14 protein-coding genes are annotated in these 20,424 nt (G+C 57.6%); 6 read left to right on the forward strand and 8 right to left on the reverse strand.

Annotated elements, in window-relative coordinates:
* Nucleotides 1-127: 127 nt before the first annotated feature.
* Together ACWHYZ_RS07185 and ACWHYZ_RS07190 are read right to left on the reverse strand one after the other, a co-directional pair.
* Complete coding sequence (locus tag ACWHYZ_RS07185; protein WP_447986595.1) at nt 128-907, reverse strand: hypothetical protein; 780 nt, start codon at nt 905-907, stop codon at nt 128-130.
* 286 nt (nt 908-1,193) lie between these two features.
* Nucleotides 1,194-1,955, reverse strand: coding sequence for a matrixin family metalloprotease (locus ACWHYZ_RS07190; RefSeq protein WP_447986596.1), 762 nt, complete (start codon nt 1,953-1,955; stop codon nt 1,194-1,196).
* Between the two features lie 237 nt (nt 1,956-2,192).
* Between ACWHYZ_RS07190 and ACWHYZ_RS07195 the strand changes: the two genes are divergently transcribed.
* Complete coding sequence (locus ACWHYZ_RS07195) at nt 2,193-2,744, forward strand: hypothetical protein (RefSeq protein ID WP_447986597.1); 552 nt, start codon at nt 2,193-2,195, stop codon at nt 2,742-2,744.
* A 95-nt stretch (nt 2,745-2,839) separates the two neighbouring features.
* Here ACWHYZ_RS07195 and ACWHYZ_RS07200 read toward each other — a convergent pair whose 3' ends face one another.
* The gene (locus ACWHYZ_RS07200; protein WP_447986598.1) at nt 2,840-3,706 is read right to left on the reverse strand and encodes a formylglycine-generating enzyme family protein; all 867 of its coding nucleotides are present in this window, start codon (nt 3,704-3,706) and stop codon (nt 2,840-2,842) included.
* Nucleotides 3,707-3,979: 273 nt separating this feature from the next.
* On the opposite strand from ACWHYZ_RS07200, the gene ACWHYZ_RS07205 reads away from it, so the two are divergent.
* Nucleotides 3,980-5,548, forward strand: a complete 1,569-nt coding sequence (locus ACWHYZ_RS07205) for an ATP-binding protein (RefSeq protein ID WP_447986599.1) — start codon at nt 3,980-3,982, stop codon at nt 5,546-5,548.
* A gap of 296 nt (nt 5,549-5,844) precedes the next feature.
* Here ACWHYZ_RS07205 and ACWHYZ_RS07210 read toward each other — a convergent pair whose 3' ends face one another.
* Nucleotides 5,845-6,147: a tetratricopeptide repeat protein gene (locus ACWHYZ_RS07210; RefSeq protein WP_447986600.1), complete on the reverse strand. Its 303-nt coding sequence runs from the start codon at nt 6,145-6,147 to the stop codon at nt 5,845-5,847.
* A gap of 166 nt (nt 6,148-6,313) precedes the next feature.
* Nucleotides 6,314-6,622, reverse strand: coding sequence for a phosphoribosylpyrophosphate synthetase (locus ACWHYZ_RS07215; protein ID WP_447986601.1), 309 nt, complete (start codon nt 6,620-6,622; stop codon nt 6,314-6,316).
* Nucleotides 6,623-7,116: 494 nt separating this feature from the next.
* Here ACWHYZ_RS07215 and ACWHYZ_RS07220 point away from each other — a divergent pair, with 494 nt between their 5' ends.
* From ACWHYZ_RS07220 to ACWHYZ_RS07235, 4 genes are read left to right on the forward strand one after another with little or no spacing between them, the layout of a single operon-like run.
* Nucleotides 7,117-7,983: a formate/nitrite transporter family protein gene (locus ACWHYZ_RS07220; protein WP_447986602.1), complete on the forward strand. Its 867-nt coding sequence runs from the start codon at nt 7,117-7,119 to the stop codon at nt 7,981-7,983.
* A gap of 48 nt (nt 7,984-8,031) precedes the next feature.
* A complete protein-coding gene (locus ACWHYZ_RS07225) occupies nt 8,032-9,627 on the forward strand; it encodes a DHA2 family efflux MFS transporter permease subunit (RefSeq protein ID WP_447986603.1) in 1,596 nt (531 codons plus the stop codon).
* Nucleotides 9,627-11,177: an efflux transporter outer membrane subunit gene (locus ACWHYZ_RS07230; protein WP_447986604.1), complete on the forward strand. Its 1,551-nt coding sequence runs from the start codon at nt 9,627-9,629 to the stop codon at nt 11,175-11,177. Before ACWHYZ_RS07225 ends, ACWHYZ_RS07230 begins: the two co-directional genes overlap by 1 nt.
* Nucleotides 11,177-12,535: an HlyD family efflux transporter periplasmic adaptor subunit gene (locus ACWHYZ_RS07235; RefSeq protein ID WP_447986605.1), complete on the forward strand. Its 1,359-nt coding sequence runs from the start codon at nt 11,177-11,179 to the stop codon at nt 12,533-12,535. Before ACWHYZ_RS07230 ends, ACWHYZ_RS07235 begins: the two co-directional genes overlap by 1 nt.
* A gap of 375 nt (nt 12,536-12,910) precedes the next feature.
* Here the strand turns inward: ACWHYZ_RS07235 and ACWHYZ_RS07240 are convergent, their stop codons facing one another.
* The 3 genes from ACWHYZ_RS07240 to ACWHYZ_RS07250 are packed head-to-tail and all read right to left on the reverse strand — an operon-like array spanning nt 12,911 to nt 20,414.
* Complete coding sequence (locus ACWHYZ_RS07240) at nt 12,911-16,021, reverse strand: multidrug efflux RND transporter permease subunit (protein WP_447986606.1); 3,111 nt, start codon at nt 16,019-16,021, stop codon at nt 12,911-12,913.
* Nucleotides 16,022-16,023: 2 nt separating this feature from the next.
* Nucleotides 16,024-19,143, reverse strand: a complete 3,120-nt coding sequence (locus tag ACWHYZ_RS07245) for an MdtB/MuxB family multidrug efflux RND transporter permease subunit (RefSeq protein WP_447986607.1) — start codon at nt 19,141-19,143, stop codon at nt 16,024-16,026.
* Complete coding sequence (locus ACWHYZ_RS07250) at nt 19,140-20,414, reverse strand: MdtA/MuxA family multidrug efflux RND transporter periplasmic adaptor subunit (RefSeq protein WP_447986608.1); 1,275 nt, start codon at nt 20,412-20,414, stop codon at nt 19,140-19,142. The genes ACWHYZ_RS07245 and ACWHYZ_RS07250 overlap by 4 nt, the downstream gene beginning before the upstream one ends.
* Nucleotides 20,415-20,424 lie beyond the last annotated feature (10 nt).

The following is a 20,424-nucleotide window of genomic DNA, read 5'->3' on the forward strand; positions in this document are numbered from 1 at the left end:
GAGCTGAGCGCTCTAGGCAGTTCGCTACTTATAACGAATTTTCAAACCCAGCATGAATTGTGGCACAAAGGAAAGGGGCTTCGATAGACATGCCGGCAATCCAATCATCATCGTCTGTTCATGGACGTCAGTGGGCGGACTGATCGCGGCCGACTTGGGTTTCGATCAACTTCAGATGTTCATACTCGTAGGGTTCGCACGTGTGCTGCAAGGCAGCGTTTCGTGGCCATCTCCGTGAACAGATGATTCTGGCATCCTTTTTTAGTTCCTGGTGGCCGCGGGTCTCCAGCTGACGGAGCCGATCGGTCAGATCGATGGTCGGTTCCGCGTTTGGATCGATTTTGAAGGCGGGAGCCTTCTGGTGAGGGGGCCAATCTACCGGCGACGTGCGTGAGGCCGTCGCCGACTGAGGGTCTGCGAGTTTCCAGCGAAGCAGCCGTCCGTCTTCGTCCACCGTCAGGGTCAACCCGAACCGGGCATAATCATACTGTACTTCTCTGGAGCTGCGTCGCATCATCACGGATCGCGGCTGCCCAAACCGTTCGTGGATTTCTTCACGGGTCATGCCGGCTCGAAGCGTCAAATCTCGTATGGGTTGGAATGCCGGTTCGGTTTCAGGATTGATCGAAGGTACGGATTGCCGGGCGCGTTTGACCAATGCCTCAAGTGACATTTCTGAGATCCTGAGCAATCGCCATACGGTGATGGTTCGCGATGGGCAGCCTGTTCCACCTTGTTCTTCAAACAGCATCTGCGTTTCGATCGGGACACCGGTAAGCCTGGGGACTTGCGTGTAATTCAACACTTCTTGAACGGAGGCCTCATAGGCTTTTTGTCGCCCCTCTTCCGCTTTACGCGCGCAAGACGCCCGTCCCGTAAAAAAGAGTTCGTCTCCGAATCGAAACATCGCTTGTTCTGTCCAAAAGGGACGGGTCCACGCGTCGCTTTGGACTATGTCCGGGCGAATCACAAGACATAGAAGCGCCACGACTATATGAGACCGGCGGATCGACATTATTCCTCTTGCTCCTTAACGACCACCAGACAAGGATAGCAAAAGATAAGGAGGATGTCCTACAGCATGTCATATTGCGGGCAGAGGTATGAGATGTGAGATTGAGCTGTTGAAATGGTCTCTTGCTGAACGTGTACTGTGAAAACTATAGCCGGGGTGTAACGCAGAACGCCGGCCATTACACGCTGTGCGATTCAGGCAAACGACTCGGAGAGATGCCGCGCACCTTCCATGCAAGGATGCCCAGCCCTATGCCGACCAGGGCAATGGTGGATGGCTCCGGGACAGCTTCAAGTGAGGCAAACTTTCCTGTTCCGCCGTTCAATGAGCCGGCTCCGTAGAGCGATTGAATATTCGCCACATCCGTCGCCGAAGGCCAGACTTTCTCGCCCGTGTAATAAGCATACATGAGATCGCTGCTATTGCCGCTGTGATCTAAACCTAGAGCATGTCCGACCTCATGTGCGGCTACGGTAAAAAAGTCGAACGTCCCTTGAGGGCTTCCATTGCCGATGATCTGGTCCCAATTCTCATTGGCACCCATGTCGACCACGCCGCCGGCGATGTGCCAAGAGCCGCCGGCATTGGTATAGCTGTATCCCCCTTGTCCAAGGATACCCCACTGCCCATCGATAGGACTGACGCCGATATTGATGATTTGGCTCTCCGGCGCCCATGTATTTTGAATGAAATTGAGATTGCTCACACTACTCCAGGTCTGGAGAGCCGTGACTGCTAAATTCGCTTCCCATGGCGTGATCCAATTGGGCTGTCCCATAATCGTAGGGCGGAAGTCATAGTACACATCGACGGCAGGGGTCTGTGGCAGTTGATCGGTCCAGGTGAGCGCAAAGCTGGTGGATGTGATGTGTGACACCAATAGAAAGACTGAGAAAATGATGGTCGCGCGAGTCACTCCGATCACATCGTAATTTTCCATAATGACCTCTCAAGCATTTAAGTTGGTATGGACCGTCGCACTGTATGGGGCTTGCTCATTCATGTCCATCAGACAGATAGCTACGTTGGTTCCCTACAAAATCCTAGAGCTCATTTTGTTCACATGCGACCGTTCGAAAAGCTGGGGTTATCCTGTAATCGCCGCTCTCCATGCCCTTGGGGTTCCCTGCTGATAGGGGAACCGATCTGAGTCACCTATACAAGTAGGACAAGTCCAATGCGCCCAAGGCTATTAATGAAGGAGGATTTCACGTCGCAGCTGAAAGAAGAGCTTGTGTTGTTGGCCATCATCGGGACGTGCCTCATCATGCCCGTTGCGGCGCAAGCGGAGAGCGACGGCCACAGTAAGGAGCACAGGGAAGTCACGGCAGTGGTCACGGCACAAAAATCAGGACTGCTGACGGTGAAGTTGCCGGACGGAACGACCATGACGCTCAATTCTAAGAATGCCGAGCGACATGGCCACCCGATTCCGAAGGTCGGTGATGAAGTGACTCTCGTGCTGAACGAGAATAACGCGATTATCGAAGCACACCCAAAGGGCCATGAGGGTTCCCATACGTTCGTGACAGGCAAATTAGTCTATGTCGGCCTCATGAAGAATCAGATTAAGCTCATTACTCCTGAAGGGGACAAAGTCTTTCCACTCGAGCGGCAGGAAATAAAAACGGGAGGTATCGAGGAGGGCGCGTTCGTGACGGTCGAACTCAACGAGGCAGGTACAGTGATTGACCTTCATCGCGCCAAGGAGGGCGACAAGAAACACTAACGACTGCCATGCTGAGGATGGAAACGCGGCCTGTGGCGCACCTGTGGCCGCCATGGGCGCTTTTCCCGCTTTCACCAATAAATCAATGCATGCTCTTAAGAACCGGACTTCGCGCAACGGAATCCGATCGTCGCAGAGCGCTGGTCGGGGAGGGCACCATTCCGGCTCGCCGTGCGCAAAAGATTCGGATGGCTTTTCCATGAGCCGCCGCGAGCGCTTTTGTAGCGGCCGGTGTTCGGACCTTTCGGATTGCGTTCGGGCATAATCGAATAGTAATCGAATCCAAACCAATCCTGGACCCACTCAGCGACATTGCCCGCCATGTGGCGCACCCCGTAGGGGCTTTGTCCATCTTCGCCGCTGTTCACTGCCGCCACAAGCGGGATTTCATGCACATGATATTGGCCGAACACGGCCAACCCCGGGGCGGGATTCGTGCGCCCCCAAGGAAATAAATTGCCGTCAGACCCCCGCGCTGCCTTTTCCCATTCGGCTTCCGTCGGCAATCGTTTTCCCCGGGCCATGCAAAATTCAGCCGCCTCAGACCAAGTGACGTACAGTACCGGCCAGCTTGCAATCACCGGATCCGGCATGTAATGCACCGTGATAATGTGCCAGATCAGCCGTTGGAGTTGTTCCGGCGGTTGTCGATGCTGCCCTTGGAGAAAGGCGAGATACTCGGCAATACTCACTTCATCCCGATCAATCTCGAACCCATCGAGCCAGACCTGCCGTTGAGGCAATTCAGTATTGTCGAATTGCGTCCCTAATCCATACGGATCGTCGTCGATGCGATTGGTGCCCATCTGGAACCAGCCGGCTGGAATGATCATTGCGGGAGATGCTTGAGCAAGCTGGGCAATGGTCGCGAGATGCCGGCTGATCTCTGCCTTCGGCTCAGCCCCGGCCTTGACGATGGTGGGGTGGAGTAGCACAACGACAAGCAGCACGGTCAGGCGCATGAATCTGAAACACAGTCGGCGATGGAACCGCAAGATGATAAAGAAGCCCACCAGATCTGTATACAGTACGGGTACAGAGGAAACAACCAATCCGTCGTATAGCGTGCGCCATGGCCTGTATCAAAGCAGATAAGCCGCGTACTCAATCGGATACGCCGCACACGATTCTTGGTTCACATCGGCAAGGGTTGTCGGCTCCAACCGGCTGAGAAGCCCTGAAGTAATGAGGGAGTCGGGAACTAAAGTAGAGGGAGGGCCAAGAATACATCTGGTATGCCCTATGCAGATTTATTGCCCGGAAGCGTTCGTCTTGCAGCCGATGAAGGAGACGGAGGTCAGGTGGCCCCTCACGCAGAACGACCATCGTATGACCCCCAGGTGTTGCTTAATGCTCAGCCGGTGATGGTCGCCGTCATCGATCCTGACACGTATAAGGTCCAGTTCCAAAATGAGACGGGCCTCGACAAGTTCGGGGACATTTCCGGCCAGACTTGTCATGAGAAGATCGCCGACTGCCCGACGCCGTGTTCCTTCTGCAAAATGCCCGAAGCGGTGAAAACGGGGCGGATCACTGTGAATGAAGTGACCCTCCCCGATAATCAATATGTGTTGGTTCAATGGTCAAGAGCCGTGACAGCCGACGGCCAAGCCCATGTTATCGAGACGATAACCGATGTGACGGAACGGAAGCGTATGGAGGAGGCCGTGCGTAGATCCGAGAAAATGGACGCACTTGGCAGGTTGGCGGGCGGCATTGCGCACGATTTCAACAACCTCTTGACCATTATTAACGGGCACGGTGAGCGGATTCTGCAGCAGTTGGATGAAGACGACCCCCGCGCGGGCAGTATCAGAGATATCCATAGAACCGTTGATCGGGCGGCCGACCTCACGCAACATCTTATCGCATTCAGTCACCATCAAGTACTCCATCCGACGGTTCAAGACCTCAACGCCCTTGTGACCGGCATAGAACCGGCGCTCCGATCACTTGTCGGTACGCGTATCGATCTTACAATCGTCCTAGAGCCTGATGCCGGGCGGGTCGTTACGGATCGCGAACAACTTGAGCAGGTCATCCTCAAGCTCGTCACCAATGCCCGAGATGCCATGCCACAGGGGGGCCGGATGAGAATCGCCACCGCACGTGGAATCGTTCATGAAGCCACTGCCTGTGAATACAGAGTTAGGCCAGGAACCTATGTGCAACTATCGGTCGCAGATACGGGCGTGGGCATAGACGCTGAGACACAAGCACATATCTTTGAGCCGTTTTTCCAGAGAGCAGGTCTGGGCGGAGGAAGCGGATTGGGGTTGGCAAAGGCCTATGGCATCATTCGGCAAAGCGGTGGTTTTATCGAACTGTCGAGTGAGCCGAGCAGGGGTTCCACCTTTACTATTTGTCTCCCGCGCTATGAAGCCATCTCACCCGCTCCGATTGCCGTCCCACCGATGGAGCCGCTGCCTGGTCACAAAACGATTTTAGTCGTTGAGGATGATGAAGATGTGAGACTAGTGGTCGGAGATATGTTGCGGCCTCGGGGATATCGAGTCAGGGAGGCCTGTGATGGGGTTGAAGCGCTCCAAGTCCTGCAGACCTCTTCCGACCCCGTGCATATGGTTCTGACGGATGTCATGATGCCTCGCATGACCGGTCCAGAACTCGTCAAACGGATGGAATCGCTCTCCATGCCGATCAAGGTTCTCTATATGTCAGGCTATACGGATGAGATTCTTGAACCTGCGATGGGACAGCGGTTTGGGTTCATCCAAAAGCCCTTTACTTCGAACGCATTGCTGCAGAAGGTGTCTGAGACATTCGCGGTCTCCGAGGAGAAGTGACCGTTATTGTTTTCCCTTCGTTTTCTGCAGGGCAGCGACGGGCTTGCGCGTACACGTCGGACTAAGCGTTTCGCTTTTGAAATCTGAGCCCGTGCCATTTGGTGGCGAATAGTGGTTTCCAGCTCTTTGCCTTCCTCGTTGTCCTGCGCCGCGGAAAGATATGCGTCGACAAATCACGCGGGATTCCAAAACCCATCCAGTAAGCCATAGCTAGATTCAGCCCGCCTCCAGCATCGACCTGCTCGGCTACTACAGGAAACCATTGCACGGCTTCCATTCCATCCTGGGAAACACCTTCACCACGCGCGTGACATCAGCCCGAGGCTGATCTGTCGGTCGGGATGCCCCTGCTTCGCCGCGAGGCGCGACCAGTGCAGCGCCTCATCCGTATTGGTGCCGACTTCCTTGCCCGTCAAGTAAAGATGGCCAAGCATATATTGCGATTCCGCTAAGCCAAGCTCGGCGCCGACTGAAGAATGAGGCGCAATGCGGCTCAAAGTTTTTCTGTACACCTCAGCCTTCAAAAAATTTGAGGCCGAGAGATTGTGCGAAGCAGGCGGATGGCGCTGTGCGGCGCCGCTCGACGTGGAGTGGTGCATCGGAATGATATCCGATCCAAAGGATATACATCGTGAATTATGGTGGGCCTTTTTCGCTGCAGCCCCCAGAGGAAGTATCGTCGCAAACTTTATCGCGCTCTGCGTGACGGCTCGTCTTGTCTTCGAGGGTGTCGTCCGTTGGATCGCCAAGCCTGTCGACGTTCGACTAAGCGTCTTCTCGTATTTTGACGGTTTTTAAAAATGCACCCAGGTCGGGATTAGCGTAAGGACCAAAGGCGTCCGCAACGGTGCCACGCGTGCCGTCATTCGCCTCGATGGCATAGACGACGGAAAGATCGTCCGGATCGCTGGCGCCTTCGAACCGGTGGTGCTCAACGATGGTCAGTTCATCCGGCGCGAATATCTTGTCACCATCCACAGCTCGAAAGGTATTGTTCAGAAACTCGAAGTTTGCGGTAAAGCCTCGCTTCTTCAGTCCATCCACAGCCTCGCTCATCGTCTTATATGTTTTCACCGTTTTATCCTCTGTGATCGGCCGATTGAATGAATGCGCTCAGTTTCCCACATATCTCAAACTAGCAAAGTAAAGGGGCATCCTATGTCGGTACGGATGCAGCCTGATCGTCCTCTGCTATCCGGCACTCAATGCCTTCTCGTGGCAATGCGGCAGCCCACTCAATTGATCTCGACCGTTGGCGGCATCGTTGCGTTGCCTGAAACGGTTTCGTGTGGCGGTATTCCGTCCTGGACCGACAAATATGGTGAGCGAAATTGCACGTACCGCACTGTGTGGCAGTCAAATCGTCGGCGTCTGCTGTACTTATTTGCTCGACAATTCCTGTTTTCCTGCTACTACTCGCCTCGAAGTAAATGGCCTACACCTTGCTATAACGCTCACAGTACAACCATGGTTACGCTTTTCGATTGCTCTGTCCTGTGTTTGCCTCTGTCAATTGGAACTCCGAAGTTCCATGGTGTCCATAGGTTTCTGGTTTAAGGAGAATCATTATGGATTACGCGAAGCCTCAAGAGGTTGTGAAAAGCATGTTGGCCACGGGGCAGATGAAACTCAATCTGCCGGTCCCGCAATTGTTAATTCGGGGCGCCCTCGCAGGTGCCTTCTTGGCCGTCGCCACCAGTATGGCGGTCGTCGCTGCGGTTGAAACGGGCTTATGGATCGTAGGGTCCCTACTTTTTCCGTTCGGACTTTGTCTGGCGGTTCTGCTCGGGATGGAATTGATTACCGGGAGCTTTGCCTTGTTGCCATGTGCCACGGTCGCCGGAAAAGAGAATGCCGCACCTGGGCGTGTGCTGACCAACTGGGGATGGGTCTTTCTGGGAAACCTTCTGGGCAGCACTCTGTATGCCGTGCTTCTCGCCATCGTCCTTACAACAGCGGGGACGGGTGACCTTTCGGCCGTCGGGACCAAGCTGGTCAAGATCGCCGAAGCCAAAACAACCTACTATGCCGCCCACGGGACTGCGGGCCTGGTGACCGTCTTCACGAAGGCAATGCTGTGCAACTGGATGGTCAGTCTCGCGGTGGTGTTCGCGTATGCCTCGACCTCCCTCTCCGGCAAGATGCTCGCGATTTGGGGCCCCACCGTCTTGTTCTTCTCGCAGGGATTCGAGCATGCGGTCGTCAATATGTTCGCCATTCCGATGGGCATGTTGCTCGGTGCCAACGTTAGTCTCTCGACATGGTGGCTCTGGAACCAGATTCCGGTCACGTTAGGGAACCTGGTGGGCGGGATGGTATTCACCGGCCTGGCCATTTACTACACGCATGGTCCGGTCACTGCGTCGTCGACCGGCGTTGAGTTGGCCTCACCGCAGAGGACGGGGAATCCTGCCGGTTATCCGGCGGCTCTCTAAGACGATGAGCGGCAATATTTCCGACATGACAGATCGTAGGACAAATGTATGACGTCTGATGCGGCCACACTGCGCCTCCGCGGCTGGCAATTTATGGTGTTCAACCTCGTGTTGGGCCTGGCTCATATCATCGTCTTGTTCAACGCGGCGTCATACATTGCCTTCCTGCCGCATGTCGCGGGTAATCTGGGCGGGGTTCTGCCCAGCTTTGGAACGTGGGCGCAGACGGATTTCATGATCGCCCTCGCGTTAGCCTTTCCGGTGGCCCGGTGGTTATCGTGCCGGTTTGGCGATGGTCCGGTCTTTATCGGCGCGTTTCTCGGATACGCCGTTGCGTCTTGTCTCTGCGCCATGAGCGACTCCTTGGCCTTGTTTCTTCCCGGTCGCGTGTTGCTCGGGTTTGCCGGCGGCCTGACGCTCCCGATCGGGCAGGCATTGTTGCTCAAAGAATATCCGGACCGACTCAAGTCCGTGGCGTTGGGTGTCTGGGGCTTCTTCACCTTGATGCCCTTTACGATCGGATTGCCTGTCGGCGGATGGATCGCTGATGAACTGGGGTGGCGGTATTTGTTTTACCTGAATGTGCCGCTGGCGTTAATCATAGCGGGTTTGACGTGGGCGTTGCTAAGCGGTCGGCGGTTCGAGACCCGGTGCTTACGGTTTGACTACATTGGGTTTCTGCTATTGGCCGTGATTTTAGGCGGCATTCAAACGATTCTCAACGAAGGCAATGATTTTGATTGGTGGGACTCGAACTTCCTCAGGGGCTTGCTGGTAATGGTTCTGATCGCAGTGCCGTGCTGGATCATTTGGGAGTTAGAAGAAGAAGATCCTGCGGTCGATCTTCGCTTGTTTCGCTCCCGCAATTTTGCGATCGGGATGATCGGCCTCACGGCCGGGTTTTTTGCGTTGCAAGGATTGCTCTCGTTGTTTGTAGTCCAACTGCAGTTACTGATGGGGTATTCGTCCTATCTGGCCGGCATGGTGTTTTTGCCCATGATCCTGCTGGGCGTGCCCGTCATCATGGTGATGCACGAGGTGGCGAAGCGCGTGGATGTGCGACTACTCGCCTGCCTTAACTTGCTGGGGTTTGCCGGTACTTTTTATTGGATCGGCTTGTATGACGACCCGCACTCTTTCGATCAGATCCTATGGCCTATGATGGTCGAGGGGGTGTTTCTGGGCTCGTTTTTCACCCCGCTGACGATCTTGACCCTGCATGGCTTGACTGGAGACAAGCTGTTGCGGGCAGCCGAGACGACTAACCTGTTTCGGATCGCCGCGGGAGCCTTTGGCATCACCGCGCAGGGCGTGATTCTGTTTCGGCGCGGCCCGTTTCACCAGTTAAATCTCTCCGATCATTTCGGGGGACGGATCTCGATCTCCTATGATGCATTGGAAGGTGTGACGACGAAGCTTCATGGCCTGGGATTCGATCCCGCGGCTATCCAGCGTCAACTACAGCTAGCTATCAAGCAAGAGGCCGGTATTCTCGCGCTGAACGATGCATTTTTGCTCTGTAGCTTTCTCTGTATCGGACTTGCGGTGCTGGTGTGGTTCGCCCCGTCCGCGCGGGTTCCCCTGTTGAAGCCGGCGGAGGCGGTACGCGAGCGACAGGCGGAAGAACTGATGGAACAACCCTGATGCGCGGCATCCTCTTCAAATACTGCATTCCGGCCGTCTTGGCGACCAGCACCGTGGTCCTGTGTGCGAGTTGCGCGTGGCTGTCGGGGGACAAGGAGCGGGCGGAGTTCTTAGAGCCTCCCTCGATGGAGCACACCGTCGGAGAAGCGGCCAGCTTTGGAGCCGCGCGTGCGCAATGGCCGAACGATCGCTGGTGGGAGCAATTCGATAGTCCGGAGTTGAACGGCCTGATGGAGCTCGCGCTCAAGGACAATCCTGGCCTCAAGGCGGCGGCGGCGCGACTGCGGGAGGCGCAGGGGGTGGTGAAAGTCGAAGGCGCCCGGTTATTGCCGTTTCTGGATGCTGATGCGTCGTTGACCCATGAGCGGCTCTCGCAGCACGGCGTGTTCGCCGCCCTGAATCGCGAAGTGGCCGGCGCCCGCTTTCTGTTAGGGGTCATCAATCCCTTGAGCTTCCGCTATGAATTCGATTTTTGGGGCAAAAATCGCGCGATGATGGAAGCCGCGCTCGGACAGGCCGCGGCCGAGGAGGCCGAAGAGGCAGAAGTCCGCTTGCGGCTGACCACGGGGATCGCCAGGGCCTACGTGCGAGGCTTGGCTCTTCGCCAGCAGTACGACATTGTCCAGCGACTCGTGAGCATCCGTCGCGCCTTGTTGCAACTGGCCGACACCCGGGCTCGCCTGGGGCTGGATAATGACCTGCCGGTGAAACAAGCCGTGGCGGAGCTGGAAGCCGCGCGAAAGCGCGAGGCCGGGGTGCGCGATCAATTGGACCTGCAACGGAATCTCTTGGCACGGCTCATCGGCAAGGGGCCAGATCAGACGAGAGAGTTGTTTGCCACCCGGACGATCACGCTGCCGCACGAAATTCCTTTACCCGAGCACCTCTCGATCGGGCTGTTGGCCCATCGGCCGGATCTGGCGGCCGCCCTGTATCGCACGGAGGCCGCCGCGCGACTCGTCAGAGTCGCCAAAGCGCAGTTTCTTCCCAGCATTGACCTCACGGCGTTTGTCGGGTTCAACGCGCTGGTGCTCACGAAAGGCGCCAGCCAGCTCGGCAATTTATTGTTCTCGGGACAGAGCTTTTCGTATGGCGTCGCGCCGGGCCTGCGGCTGCCGTGGTTCGAGGGCGGGCGGCTGCGTGGCGAGTTGGCCGCGCAACGGGCGCACTACGATGCGGCCGTCGAACTCTACAATGAGACCTTGCTGGATGCCATGCGGGAGGTTGCCGATAGCCTCAGTGCTTGGCAGGCGACGACCGCGATGCTGGATTCGCACCATCGCCTCCTGGCGTCGCTCCGCGAGGATTGGAGCCTGGCCAAGGTCCGACTGGCGAGCGGGCTGGACGATGACCGGGAAGTATTGCGGCACCGGGAGCCGGTGTTGGAGCAAGAGTATGCGTTGCGCGCCCTCGAAAGCGACAAACTGGTGGCGATGGTCGACCTCATGGAAGCTTTGGGCGGCGGGTACCATAACCCCGATCTGCCCCAGACGACAAAGAAGCCGGAGGCGCCGCCGGTGCTGACGAGTGCGGTGAAGGAGACGCGCTGATGAGCACGGCTGAGACGCCCCTGCCCGTGCACACGGTCCCGCGGCACCGAACGCGCCGGCTCGGAATGGTGGCCCTGCTGGTCGTCGTGGCCAGCCTTCTGTACGGCGCCTATTGGTGGTCCTATGACCGGTTCTATGTCCGCACCGATAATGCCTATGTCACCGGCAACCTCGTTCCGATCGTCGCACAGGCTTCGGGCATCGTCACGCAGGTGCTGGCGGAGGAAACGCAGTTTGTGAACAAGGGCGATCTGCTTGTTCGCCTCGATGAGCACCAAGCGTATGCGGCGCTGGGACGCGCCAAGGGCCATCTCGGGGAAACCGTGCGGCGCATTACGGCGCTGTTCATCAGGCAACGCCAGGTCGAGGAAAAGCTCGCGGCCCGTGTGGCGCGGTTGGATCTGGTGCGGCACGATATCGCCCGCTATCAGCAGGCCTCGCCACGGGGCGCGGTCTCCAAGCAAATCCTGCAGAATGCCACCGACCAGCTCCGAGCGGTCGAAGCGGAGGTGCGGGAAACGCAGGCCGAATACGATGCCTTGACCGCCGAGGTCGGCGGCACGAGTGTCATGGAACATCCGGCTGTGGAGTTGGCAAAGCACGAATTCATTGAGGCGCATCTGGAATACGAGCGGCAACAGATCAAGGCACCCGTCTCCGGCTATGTCGCCAAGCGCAAGGGGCAAGTCGGGGATCGGGTGAAGCCGGGCGCCGCGCTCATGACGATTGTGCCGCTGGAGCATCTCTGGGTCGAGGCCAACCTGCGGGAGACCGAACTGCGGGATGTGCGCCCCGGGCAGTCCGCCACCGTGACGGTGGATCTCCACGGCCGCAAGCACACGTATCACGGCACGGTCGAAGGCTTGGTGCCGGGAACCGGCAGCGCCTTTGCCCTGCTGCCGCCGGACAATGCGACCGGAAACTTCATTCACATCGTCGAGCGCGTCCCGGTGCGCATTGCCCTCCCGACCGAGGAGATTCGGCAATATCCACTTCGGCCGGGCTTGTCGACGGTGACGCAGATCGACGTAAGCGCCGTCGGGCAATCGGTCTGGAGTTCACTGGCCACCGCCTCGACGGATGAATATCAGACCGACGTCTATGCCGACGAACTCACGACCGCCGGCTCGATGGCCGAAGATATTATTCAAGCGAATGTGGTCTCCAAAGAGCACCGCGTGGCGGTTGATCAATGGCGGGCGGACCATGCCGCTGGACTTCCTCCCCCGACGCGCCGGCCGCAAGAAGGGGGCAACCAGCTGGCCATCGTGCCGGCGCCGGAGGATCCAGTTCAGAGGCAGACTCGCCACGTCGAAGGCCAAAAGCGGCCTGACATGATGGCGATCAAGGAACAATGAGCAGAGCGATGAGGTCGTCGATTGTTGGCTTTATGGTAATTGTCGGTATCGTCGTGGCTGCCGCCGCGAACGGTCAAAGACTTTCATCCGACAATAGCCGCGATTCACTGCACTCTCCTCGGTCCCCAGGGCTGTCCCATGTCCCGGATTCTTCAAGGGCGAGGGAGTTCACCCCGGAGTCCCACGTTCCCTCACGAAGTCCGGATCTTGGTTCGCCCTTTTTCCCACTTTCTCCATCCATCGGACCTGGATCCGGTTCACTCGGGCCGGAGGCCGGACCGAATGCATCCCAGCGCAGATCGATCGACCGCGAAACCGAACGCGAAGGAAGCGACAGGCGGTCACGATAGACTCCACAGTCGTTGCTGACCGGAGCTACACGGGCTTTGGGAGCTCACCTCTTCGGGTGGCACGCACGCGCCCGAACCAGAGTCTGAGGCGGTCAAGGTAGAGATACACGACTGGCGTCGTATAAAGGGTAAGCAACTGGCTGACGAGAAGTCCGCCGACAATAGCGATTCCCAACGGCCGGCGAAGTTCCGACCCGACCCCGGTCCCCAGTGCCAAGGGCAGCGCCCCCAGGAGTGCCGCCATGGTCGTCATCATGATCGGGCGGAATCGCAGCACGCAGGCTTCATAAATCGCATCGGCTGAATTCTTGCCCTCATGGCGTTCGGCCTGCAATGCAAAGTCGATCATCATAATGGCGTTCTTCTTCACGATACCGATCAAGAGAAAAATTCCGATGAGCGCAATGGTGCTCAGTTCAATTTTAAATAGCAGTAAGGCAAGCAGTGCTCCGACTCCTGCGGATGGCAGCGTGGATAAAATCGTAATCGGGTGAATGTAGCTTTCATACAGAATGCCAAGCACGATGTAGACGGTAACGAGCGCCGCTAGGATCAGCAGCGGCTGATTGGAGAGGGATTCTTGAAACGCCTTGGCCGTCCCCTGAAGCCTGCCGCGAATATCGCTCGGCAGGCCGATCTCCTGCATGGCCGTCTCGATCCCTCTTACGGCATCTCCAAGCGCCACGTCCGGAGCCAAGTTGAACGAGAAGGTCACACCCGGGAACTGACCCTGGTGATTCACAGCAAGGGAGGCAGAGGTCGTTTCATAATGCGCCACGGCGCTCAATGGAACTTGTGTCCCGTGCGCCGACCGGACGTAGATATCATGAAGCGTCCCAGGGTGTTGCCAATACTGCTGCGCGACACTCATGACCACATGATACTGGTTCAAGGACGTATACATGATCGAGACCTGCCGCTGCCCAAAGGCATCGTAGAGCGTGTCGTCGATCAATTGTGGGGTGATGCCCAGACGAGAGGCGGTGCTGCGGTCAAACACGACCGAAGATTGAACCCCCTTATCCTGCTGATCGCTGTTGACATCGACGAGTTCGCGTACGGTCCGCAATTTCTGATCGACACGTGGAGCCCACCTATTCAATTCGGCCAGGTCTTCCCCTTGTAGGGTGTACTGATATTGGGCGCTACTGGACCGTCCTCCAATACGAAGATCTTGAGTCGCCTGTAAGTAAGTCGGCGCACCCGGCACCTTAGACAGCTTGCCCCGCAGCCTTCCAATGACTTGATCCGCGCTGAGCTTCCGTTCATCCAATGGTTTCAGGCCAATGAACATGCGCCCGGTATTCGTAGTGCTGCTGCTGCTGCCGCCTCCACCGCTGAAGCCGATGACGTTATCAACCGCCGGATCACTCTTGATAATGTCCACGACCTCGGTGAGTTTCTGGCGCATGGCCTGGAACGAAATATCCTGTGCGGCCTGAATATTCCCGCTCAAGCGCCCAGAGTCCTGTTGCGGAAAAAAGCCCTTGGGAATCATGACGAATAGATACACGCTGATCGCGATCGTGGAGAGCGTCAGGGCGAGCATGAAACGAGGATGAGCTAGTGCCCAGGAGAGACTGCGCTCGTAATGAAAGAGCGCCCCATTGAAGATCCATTCACTCGCTCTATACACGCGCCCATGGCGGCGGGTGTGGTCGGAACGCAGGAAGACGGCGCACATCATAGGGGTTGTGGTCAGCGAGATTACCAGCGAAATAACGATGGCCACGGAGAGCGCAACCGCGAATTCCCGAAAGAGGCGGCCGATCATCCCACCCATCAAAAGAATGGGGATGAAGACGGCGATAAGCGAGAGACTCATGGACACGACGGTGAAGGCCACCTCCCTGGCTCCACGCAATGCGGCCTGAAGAGGAGGGACTCCTTGTTCCCGGTAACGTGTGATATTTTCGAGCACGACGATGGCGTCGTCTACCACAAATCCCGTCGCCACGGTGAGGGCCATGAGGGAGACGTTATCAAGGCTGTACCCGAACAGATACATCACCCCAAAGGTGCCGATGAGCGACACCGGAACCGCGACGCTTGGAATGAGCGTCGCCCGGACGCTTCGTAGAAATGCAAAAACCACGAGAATGACCAGGATGACGGAAATGAGGAGGGTGCGCTCCACGTCATGCAGTGATGCCCGAATCATGGGCGTGCGGTCGAGCACGACCGACAGGGAAATAGCTCCTGGAATCGACGCCTCCAATTGGGGCAGCAGTTCGTAGACCCGATCGACGGTCTCAATGATATTCGCATTCGGTCGCCGGAAGAGAATGACGAGTACGGCCGGTTTGCCGTTGGCCAATCCAGTCGTGCGAATATCTTCGACCGACTCATCGATGGTTGCCACATCAGACAGGTGTACTGCGCGCCCGCCCCGGTACGAGATGATGAGCGGTCCGTATTCCTCGGCCTTATGGAGTTGATCGTTTGTCCGGACTTCCCAGGTCCTCGTGGCGTCCGCCATCTGGCCTTTGGGACGGTTCACATTCGTGCTGCTCAGTACACGGCGTACGTCTTCTAAGCCAATACCATACTGGTTCAAGGCGGTCGGATTCAGCTCCACACGGATGGCGGGTAAGGAGCCGCCGCCGACCGTCACCTGACCGATGCCTTCCACCTGCGAGATCTTTTGCTGAAGGATACTCGAGGCGACATCATACATTTGGCCTCGACTGTACGTCTCGGACGTCAACGCCAAAATAAGGATCGGTGCATCGGACGGGTTCACTTTGCGGTAGGTCGGGTTGCTTGGAAGCGCTGACGGCAAGTAGCCGCGAGCAGCATTAATCGCGCCTTGCACGTCCCGTGCGGCGCCGTCGATATCGCGGTCCAAGTCGAACTGCAGGGTGATGCTGGTCGAGCCGAGAGTACTGGTCGAGGTCATCTCCGTCACCCCGGCGATGCGTCCAAATTGGCGTTCAAGCGGCGCGGCGACGGATGTCGCCATGGTTTCAGGACTGGCGCCCGGCAGGCTCGCCGAGACCGAGATGGTCGGATATTCCACCTGAGGCAGCGAGGCGACGGGCAGTAGACGGAAGGCCAGGATGCCGACCAGCGCCAGCGCGATCGTCAGCAGGGTCGTGGCGATGGGTCGCTCGATGAAGGGTGCGGAGACATTCATGGTTACCCCGGAGTTGGACCGAGGGCTTCGTGTGTCGTGAGTGATGCCGAGCGTCGCTCACCGATGCGCTTCGCGACACGGTCGAACGCGAGATAAACGACCGGCGTCGTATATAGGGTGAGTATCTGGCTGACGATCAGTCCGCCGACAATGGCGATCCCAAGGGGCCGTCGAAGCTCCGCTCCGACTCCCGTACTGAGCGCCAGCGGCAACGCGCCGAGCAGTGCTGCCAGCGTGGTCATCATGATTGGGCGAAACCGTAAGAGGCAGGCTTCGTAGATTGCTTCGGTAGCCGGTTTGCCGTCCTGTCGTTCCGCCTCGAGGGCAAAGTCGATCATCATGATGGCGTTCTTCTTGACGATGCCGATGAGCAGAATGATGCCGATCAGCGCAATCACGCTCAACTCGAGGCGAAAAAGGAGCAGCGCAAGCAGTGCCCCGACGCCTGCCGACGGAAGCGTCGACAGAATCGTGAGCGGGTGAACATAGCTCTCATACAGCACGCCGAGCACGATGTACACGGTCACGAGTGCGGCAAGAATCAGCAGCGGTTGGTTGGCCAGTGAAGCCTGAAAGGCCTCAGCGGTGCCCTGAAAGCTGCCTCGAATACTCGGGGGAAGCCCGATCTGCTGGGTCGCACTGTCCATCGCCTGTACGGCATCACCGAGCGACACTCCCGGCGCCAAGTTAAACGACAGCGTGACGGCGGGGAATTGGCCTTGGTGTGTCACGCTCAGGGGTGCAGTCGTCTCCGTGAATTGCGTAAAGGCGCTCAAGGGCACTTGGCCGCCTCCGAGTGAGCGGACATAAATGTCCTGCAAGGAGTCCGGTCCTTGCTGGAAATCGGGTTTCACTTCAAGGACGACGCGATACTGGTTCAGTTGCGTGAAAATGGTCGACACCTGTCGTTGCCCAAACGCGTCATACAGGGTGTCATCGATTAGCTGCGGAGTGATTCCGAGCCGGGACGCGGTGCTGCGGTCGATCGTCAATAAAGACTGCAGTCCATGATCTTGCTGGTCACTGCTGACGTCGCGCAGCTCGGGAAGCGCGCGCAGGGTGTCGACCAGTTTAGGCGCCCACGCATTGAGTTCATCGGCATCAGGATCTTCGAGACTGTATTGATACTGCGTCCGGCTGAGCCGGTCCTCGACCGTAAGGTCTTGCACGGGCTGCAGGAAGAGGGTAATCCCATCGACCTGTCCGAGCGCAGGTTGTAGACGGTGGATGACATCCAGCGCAGGGGTTCTACGCTCATGCAATGGTTTCAGATTGATCAGGATGCGGCCGCTGTTCAGCGTCGTGTTGGTGCCGTCGACTCCAATGAATGAGGACAAGCTGGCGACCGCCGGATCTTTTAGGATGACCGTTGCCAGGGCCTGCTGCCTTGCCGCCATCGCCTCGAATGAGATCGATTGCGGGGCCTCCGAGATGCCGACGATGACCCCGGTATCTTGAATGGGGAAGAAGCCTTTGGGCACGACAATATAGAGCAACACGGTCAGTACTAGCGTGGCTCCCGCCACGACCAACGTGGCAGTCCGGTGGCCAAGCACCCAACGAAGTGATTGTCCGTAGCGTTCAATCGTACGATCGAACGCGCGTTGTGAGACGCGGTAAAACCATCCTTGCTCGGATTCCCGAGTGTGCCGCAACAACCGCGCGCACATCATCGGTGTCAGCGTGAGGGAGACCACTGCTGAAATCAGGATCGTGACGCCGAGCGTGACGGCAAATTCCCGGAAGAGCCGTCCGACGACATCGCCCATGAAGAGCAGCGGAATCAGCACGGCGATGAGTGAGATGGTCAAAGACAGGATGGTGAAGGCGATCTGTTTGGAGCCTTTGAGTGCGGCCTGCAGCGGCGAGTGGCCCTCCTCGATGTACCGGGCGATATTTTCAATCATGACGATTGCATCATCCACGACAAAGCCGGTGGCGATCGTCAACGCCATCAAGGTCAGGTTGTTGACGCTGAATCCAAGCAGGTACATGACTCCGAATGTACCGACGAGCGAGAGCGGCACGGCCGCTGCCGGAATGACGGTGGCAGAGAGCGTGCGAAGGAACAGAAAGATCACCATGATCACGAGCGCCACCGCAAGCATCAGCTCGAATTGCACATCGTCGACCGATGCCCGAATGGTCGTCGTGCGGTTAGTCAGGATGGAGACATGGACCGAGGACGGCAAGGCGCTTTGCAACTGCGGCAGCAGCTTCTTAATGCGGTCGACGACCTCGATCACGTTTGCGCCGGGCTGGCGTTGGATGTTGACAATGACCGCCGGCGTCTCATTCATCCACGCCGCCTGTTTCACGTTTTCGACATCGTCAATGACATCGGCGACTTCGGATAAGTGGACCGGGGCCCCATTGCGATAGGCGACGATCAGCGGTCGATATTCTTGGCTGGATAGCAGCTGATCCGTGGCGCCGATGGTCGATGCACGTCGGGGACCGTCGAACGCACCCTTGGCTTGATTGACATTGGCGAGGGCTACGGCAATGCGCAAATCTTCCAGCGTCAGACCATACGCCGCCAGTGAAGTCGGATTGGCTTGAACCCGTACGGCCGGACGTTGGCCGCCACTGATGCTGACGAGACCCACACCGGAGAGCTGAGAGATCTTCTGCGCGAAACGGGTATCGGCGAAATCTTCCACCTGAGAGAGCGGGACGGTATCGGACGTCAAGGCTAAGGTCAGGATCGGCGCGTCGGCAGGATTCACTTTACTGTACACGGGCGGATTCGGCAGATCGCGCGGCAAAAACGTCGTCGCCCCATTGATCCCTGCCTGTACCTCTTGTTCGGCGACATCCAAACTAAGGCCTAAACTGAATTGGAGAGTAATGACCGAACTGCCGCTGGAACTGGTCGAGGTCATCTGTTTCAAACCCGGCATTTGCCCGAACTGACGTTCCAAGGGAGCGGTGACCGAGGATGCCATGACGTCAGGACTCGCGCCGGGATAGAAGGTCAGCACCTGGATGGTAGGATAATCGACCTGTGGCAGAGCCGAGACGGGCAGTTCGCGATAGGCCAGGAAGCCGGCCAGCAGAAGGGCGGCCATCAGCAAGACCGTCGCAACTGGCCGTAGAATGAACAAGCGAGACGGGTTCACGTGCGCGATCCTTTCGCCGGCACATCATTACTGGTCGGCGTTTCGTCTGATCCTTTGGTTCCGTCCGTTCCCCTTAGAGGGGATGTCGTCTCCTTCGGGGCGCCGTTACTTTGACCACGAAGCTCAACCTTGCTGCCCTCACGTAGCTTCTCCGTCCCGTCAACCACGACGAGTTCCCCAGGAGCCAGGCCGGAGTCGATGGACGCGTCTTCTACCTCGGCTGGGCCCAGTTTAATGGGACGTACGGCAACCGTCTGGTCGTCTTTTACGACATAGACGAACGTCCCTTTGGGGCCTCGTTGAATGGCGGCGGCCGGTACGATAGTGGTGTTCCGTTTCACATCAAGCAGCAGACGAGCATTGACGAATTGGTTAGGGAACAGTTCGTGGTCGTCATTGGCAAAGATGGCCTTGAGCCGCACGGTACCCGTCATCGGGTCGATCTGGTTGTCGACGGTCAGTAAGGTCCCTGTGGCCAATCGTCGCTTCTGCTCCCGATCGAAGGCTTCCACCGGCAAGCGTTCGCCGGCTTTTAGTTTTTCGAGCACCGGAGGGAGGCTGTCTTCGGGAATGGTAAAGACCACGGTAATGGGTTGCAGCTGCGTGATGACGAGGAGGCCACTGGGATCGCCGGCGTGAATGATGTTGCCGACATCCACGAGGCGCAAGCCGATGCGCCCACTGATGGGCGCGATAATGCGCGAGTACGTGAGCTGCAGTTTGGCATTATCGATCTGCCCCTGATCGGTCCGAATGGTCCCTTTATATTGGTCGACGAGGGCTTCTTGCGTATCGACTTGCTGCTTCGAGACAAACCCCTGCTGATACAGATCTCGATAGCGTTGCAGATCGAGCTGAGCATTTTTGAGTTGGGCCTGATCGCGCGCCATTTGGCCCTGGGCTTGCTGTAATTGCACATCAAACGGGCGCGGATCGATCTCGGCCAATAATTCGCCGGTTTTGACCAGTTGGCCTTCTTGAAAGAGGACGCGCATCAGTTGCCCGTCCACTCGACTTCTCACGGTGACGGTATTCAGGGGGGTGACCGACCCAAGCCCGCTCAGACGAATACCGATGTCTCCGGTTTTCGCCGTCACCGCCACAACCGGGACCGCACGGATCCCAGGGGGCGGTACTGGAGAAGCCACGCGAGGCTGAGCCTCTCCCGATTTCGACAACAGAGCATAGGCGCCGACACCGAGGACGCAGAGGATCAGCAGCCCAAGCAATCCGCGCTTGAAGAGTTGGGCAAAACTAATGGACTCAGGCATCTCGACCTTC

Source organism: Nitrospira sp. Nam74 (assembly GCF_965152615.1).

What these genes read in the sequence shown, in the direction of transcription:
- ACWHYZ_RS07185 (WP_447986595.1), bottom strand. Translation starts at nt 907, where the DNA reads ATGTTTCGATTCGGAGACGAACTCTTTTTTACGGGACGGGCGTCTTGC.
- ACWHYZ_RS07190 (WP_447986596.1), bottom strand. Translation starts at nt 1,955, where the DNA reads ATGGAAAATTACGATGTGATCGGAGTGACTCGCGCGACCATCATTTTC.
- ACWHYZ_RS07195 (WP_447986597.1), top strand. Translation starts at nt 2,193, where the DNA reads ATGCGCCCAAGGCTATTAATGAAGGAGGATTTCACGTCGCAGCTGAAA.
- ACWHYZ_RS07200 (WP_447986598.1), bottom strand. Translation starts at nt 3,706, where the DNA reads ATGCGCCTGACCGTGCTGCTTGTCGTTGTGCTACTCCACCCCACCATC.
- ACWHYZ_RS07205 (WP_447986599.1), top strand. Translation starts at nt 3,980, where the DNA reads ATGCCCTATGCAGATTTATTGCCCGGAAGCGTTCGTCTTGCAGCCGAT.
- ACWHYZ_RS07210 (WP_447986600.1), bottom strand. Translation starts at nt 6,147, where the DNA reads ATGCACCACTCCACGTCGAGCGGCGCCGCACAGCGCCATCCGCCTGCT.
- ACWHYZ_RS07220 (WP_447986602.1), top strand. Translation starts at nt 7,117, where the DNA reads ATGGATTACGCGAAGCCTCAAGAGGTTGTGAAAAGCATGTTGGCCACG.
- ACWHYZ_RS07225 (WP_447986603.1), top strand. Translation starts at nt 8,032, where the DNA reads ATGACGTCTGATGCGGCCACACTGCGCCTCCGCGGCTGGCAATTTATG.
- ACWHYZ_RS07230 (WP_447986604.1), top strand. Translation starts at nt 9,627, where the DNA reads ATGCGCGGCATCCTCTTCAAATACTGCATTCCGGCCGTCTTGGCGACC.
- ACWHYZ_RS07235 (WP_447986605.1), top strand. Translation starts at nt 11,177, where the DNA reads ATGAGCACGGCTGAGACGCCCCTGCCCGTGCACACGGTCCCGCGGCAC.
- ACWHYZ_RS07240 (WP_447986606.1), bottom strand. Translation starts at nt 16,021, where the DNA reads ATGAATGTCTCCGCACCCTTCATCGAGCGACCCATCGCCACGACCCTG.
- ACWHYZ_RS07250 (WP_447986608.1), bottom strand. Translation starts at nt 20,414, where the DNA reads ATGCCTGAGTCCATTAGTTTTGCCCAACTCTTCAAGCGCGGATTGCTT.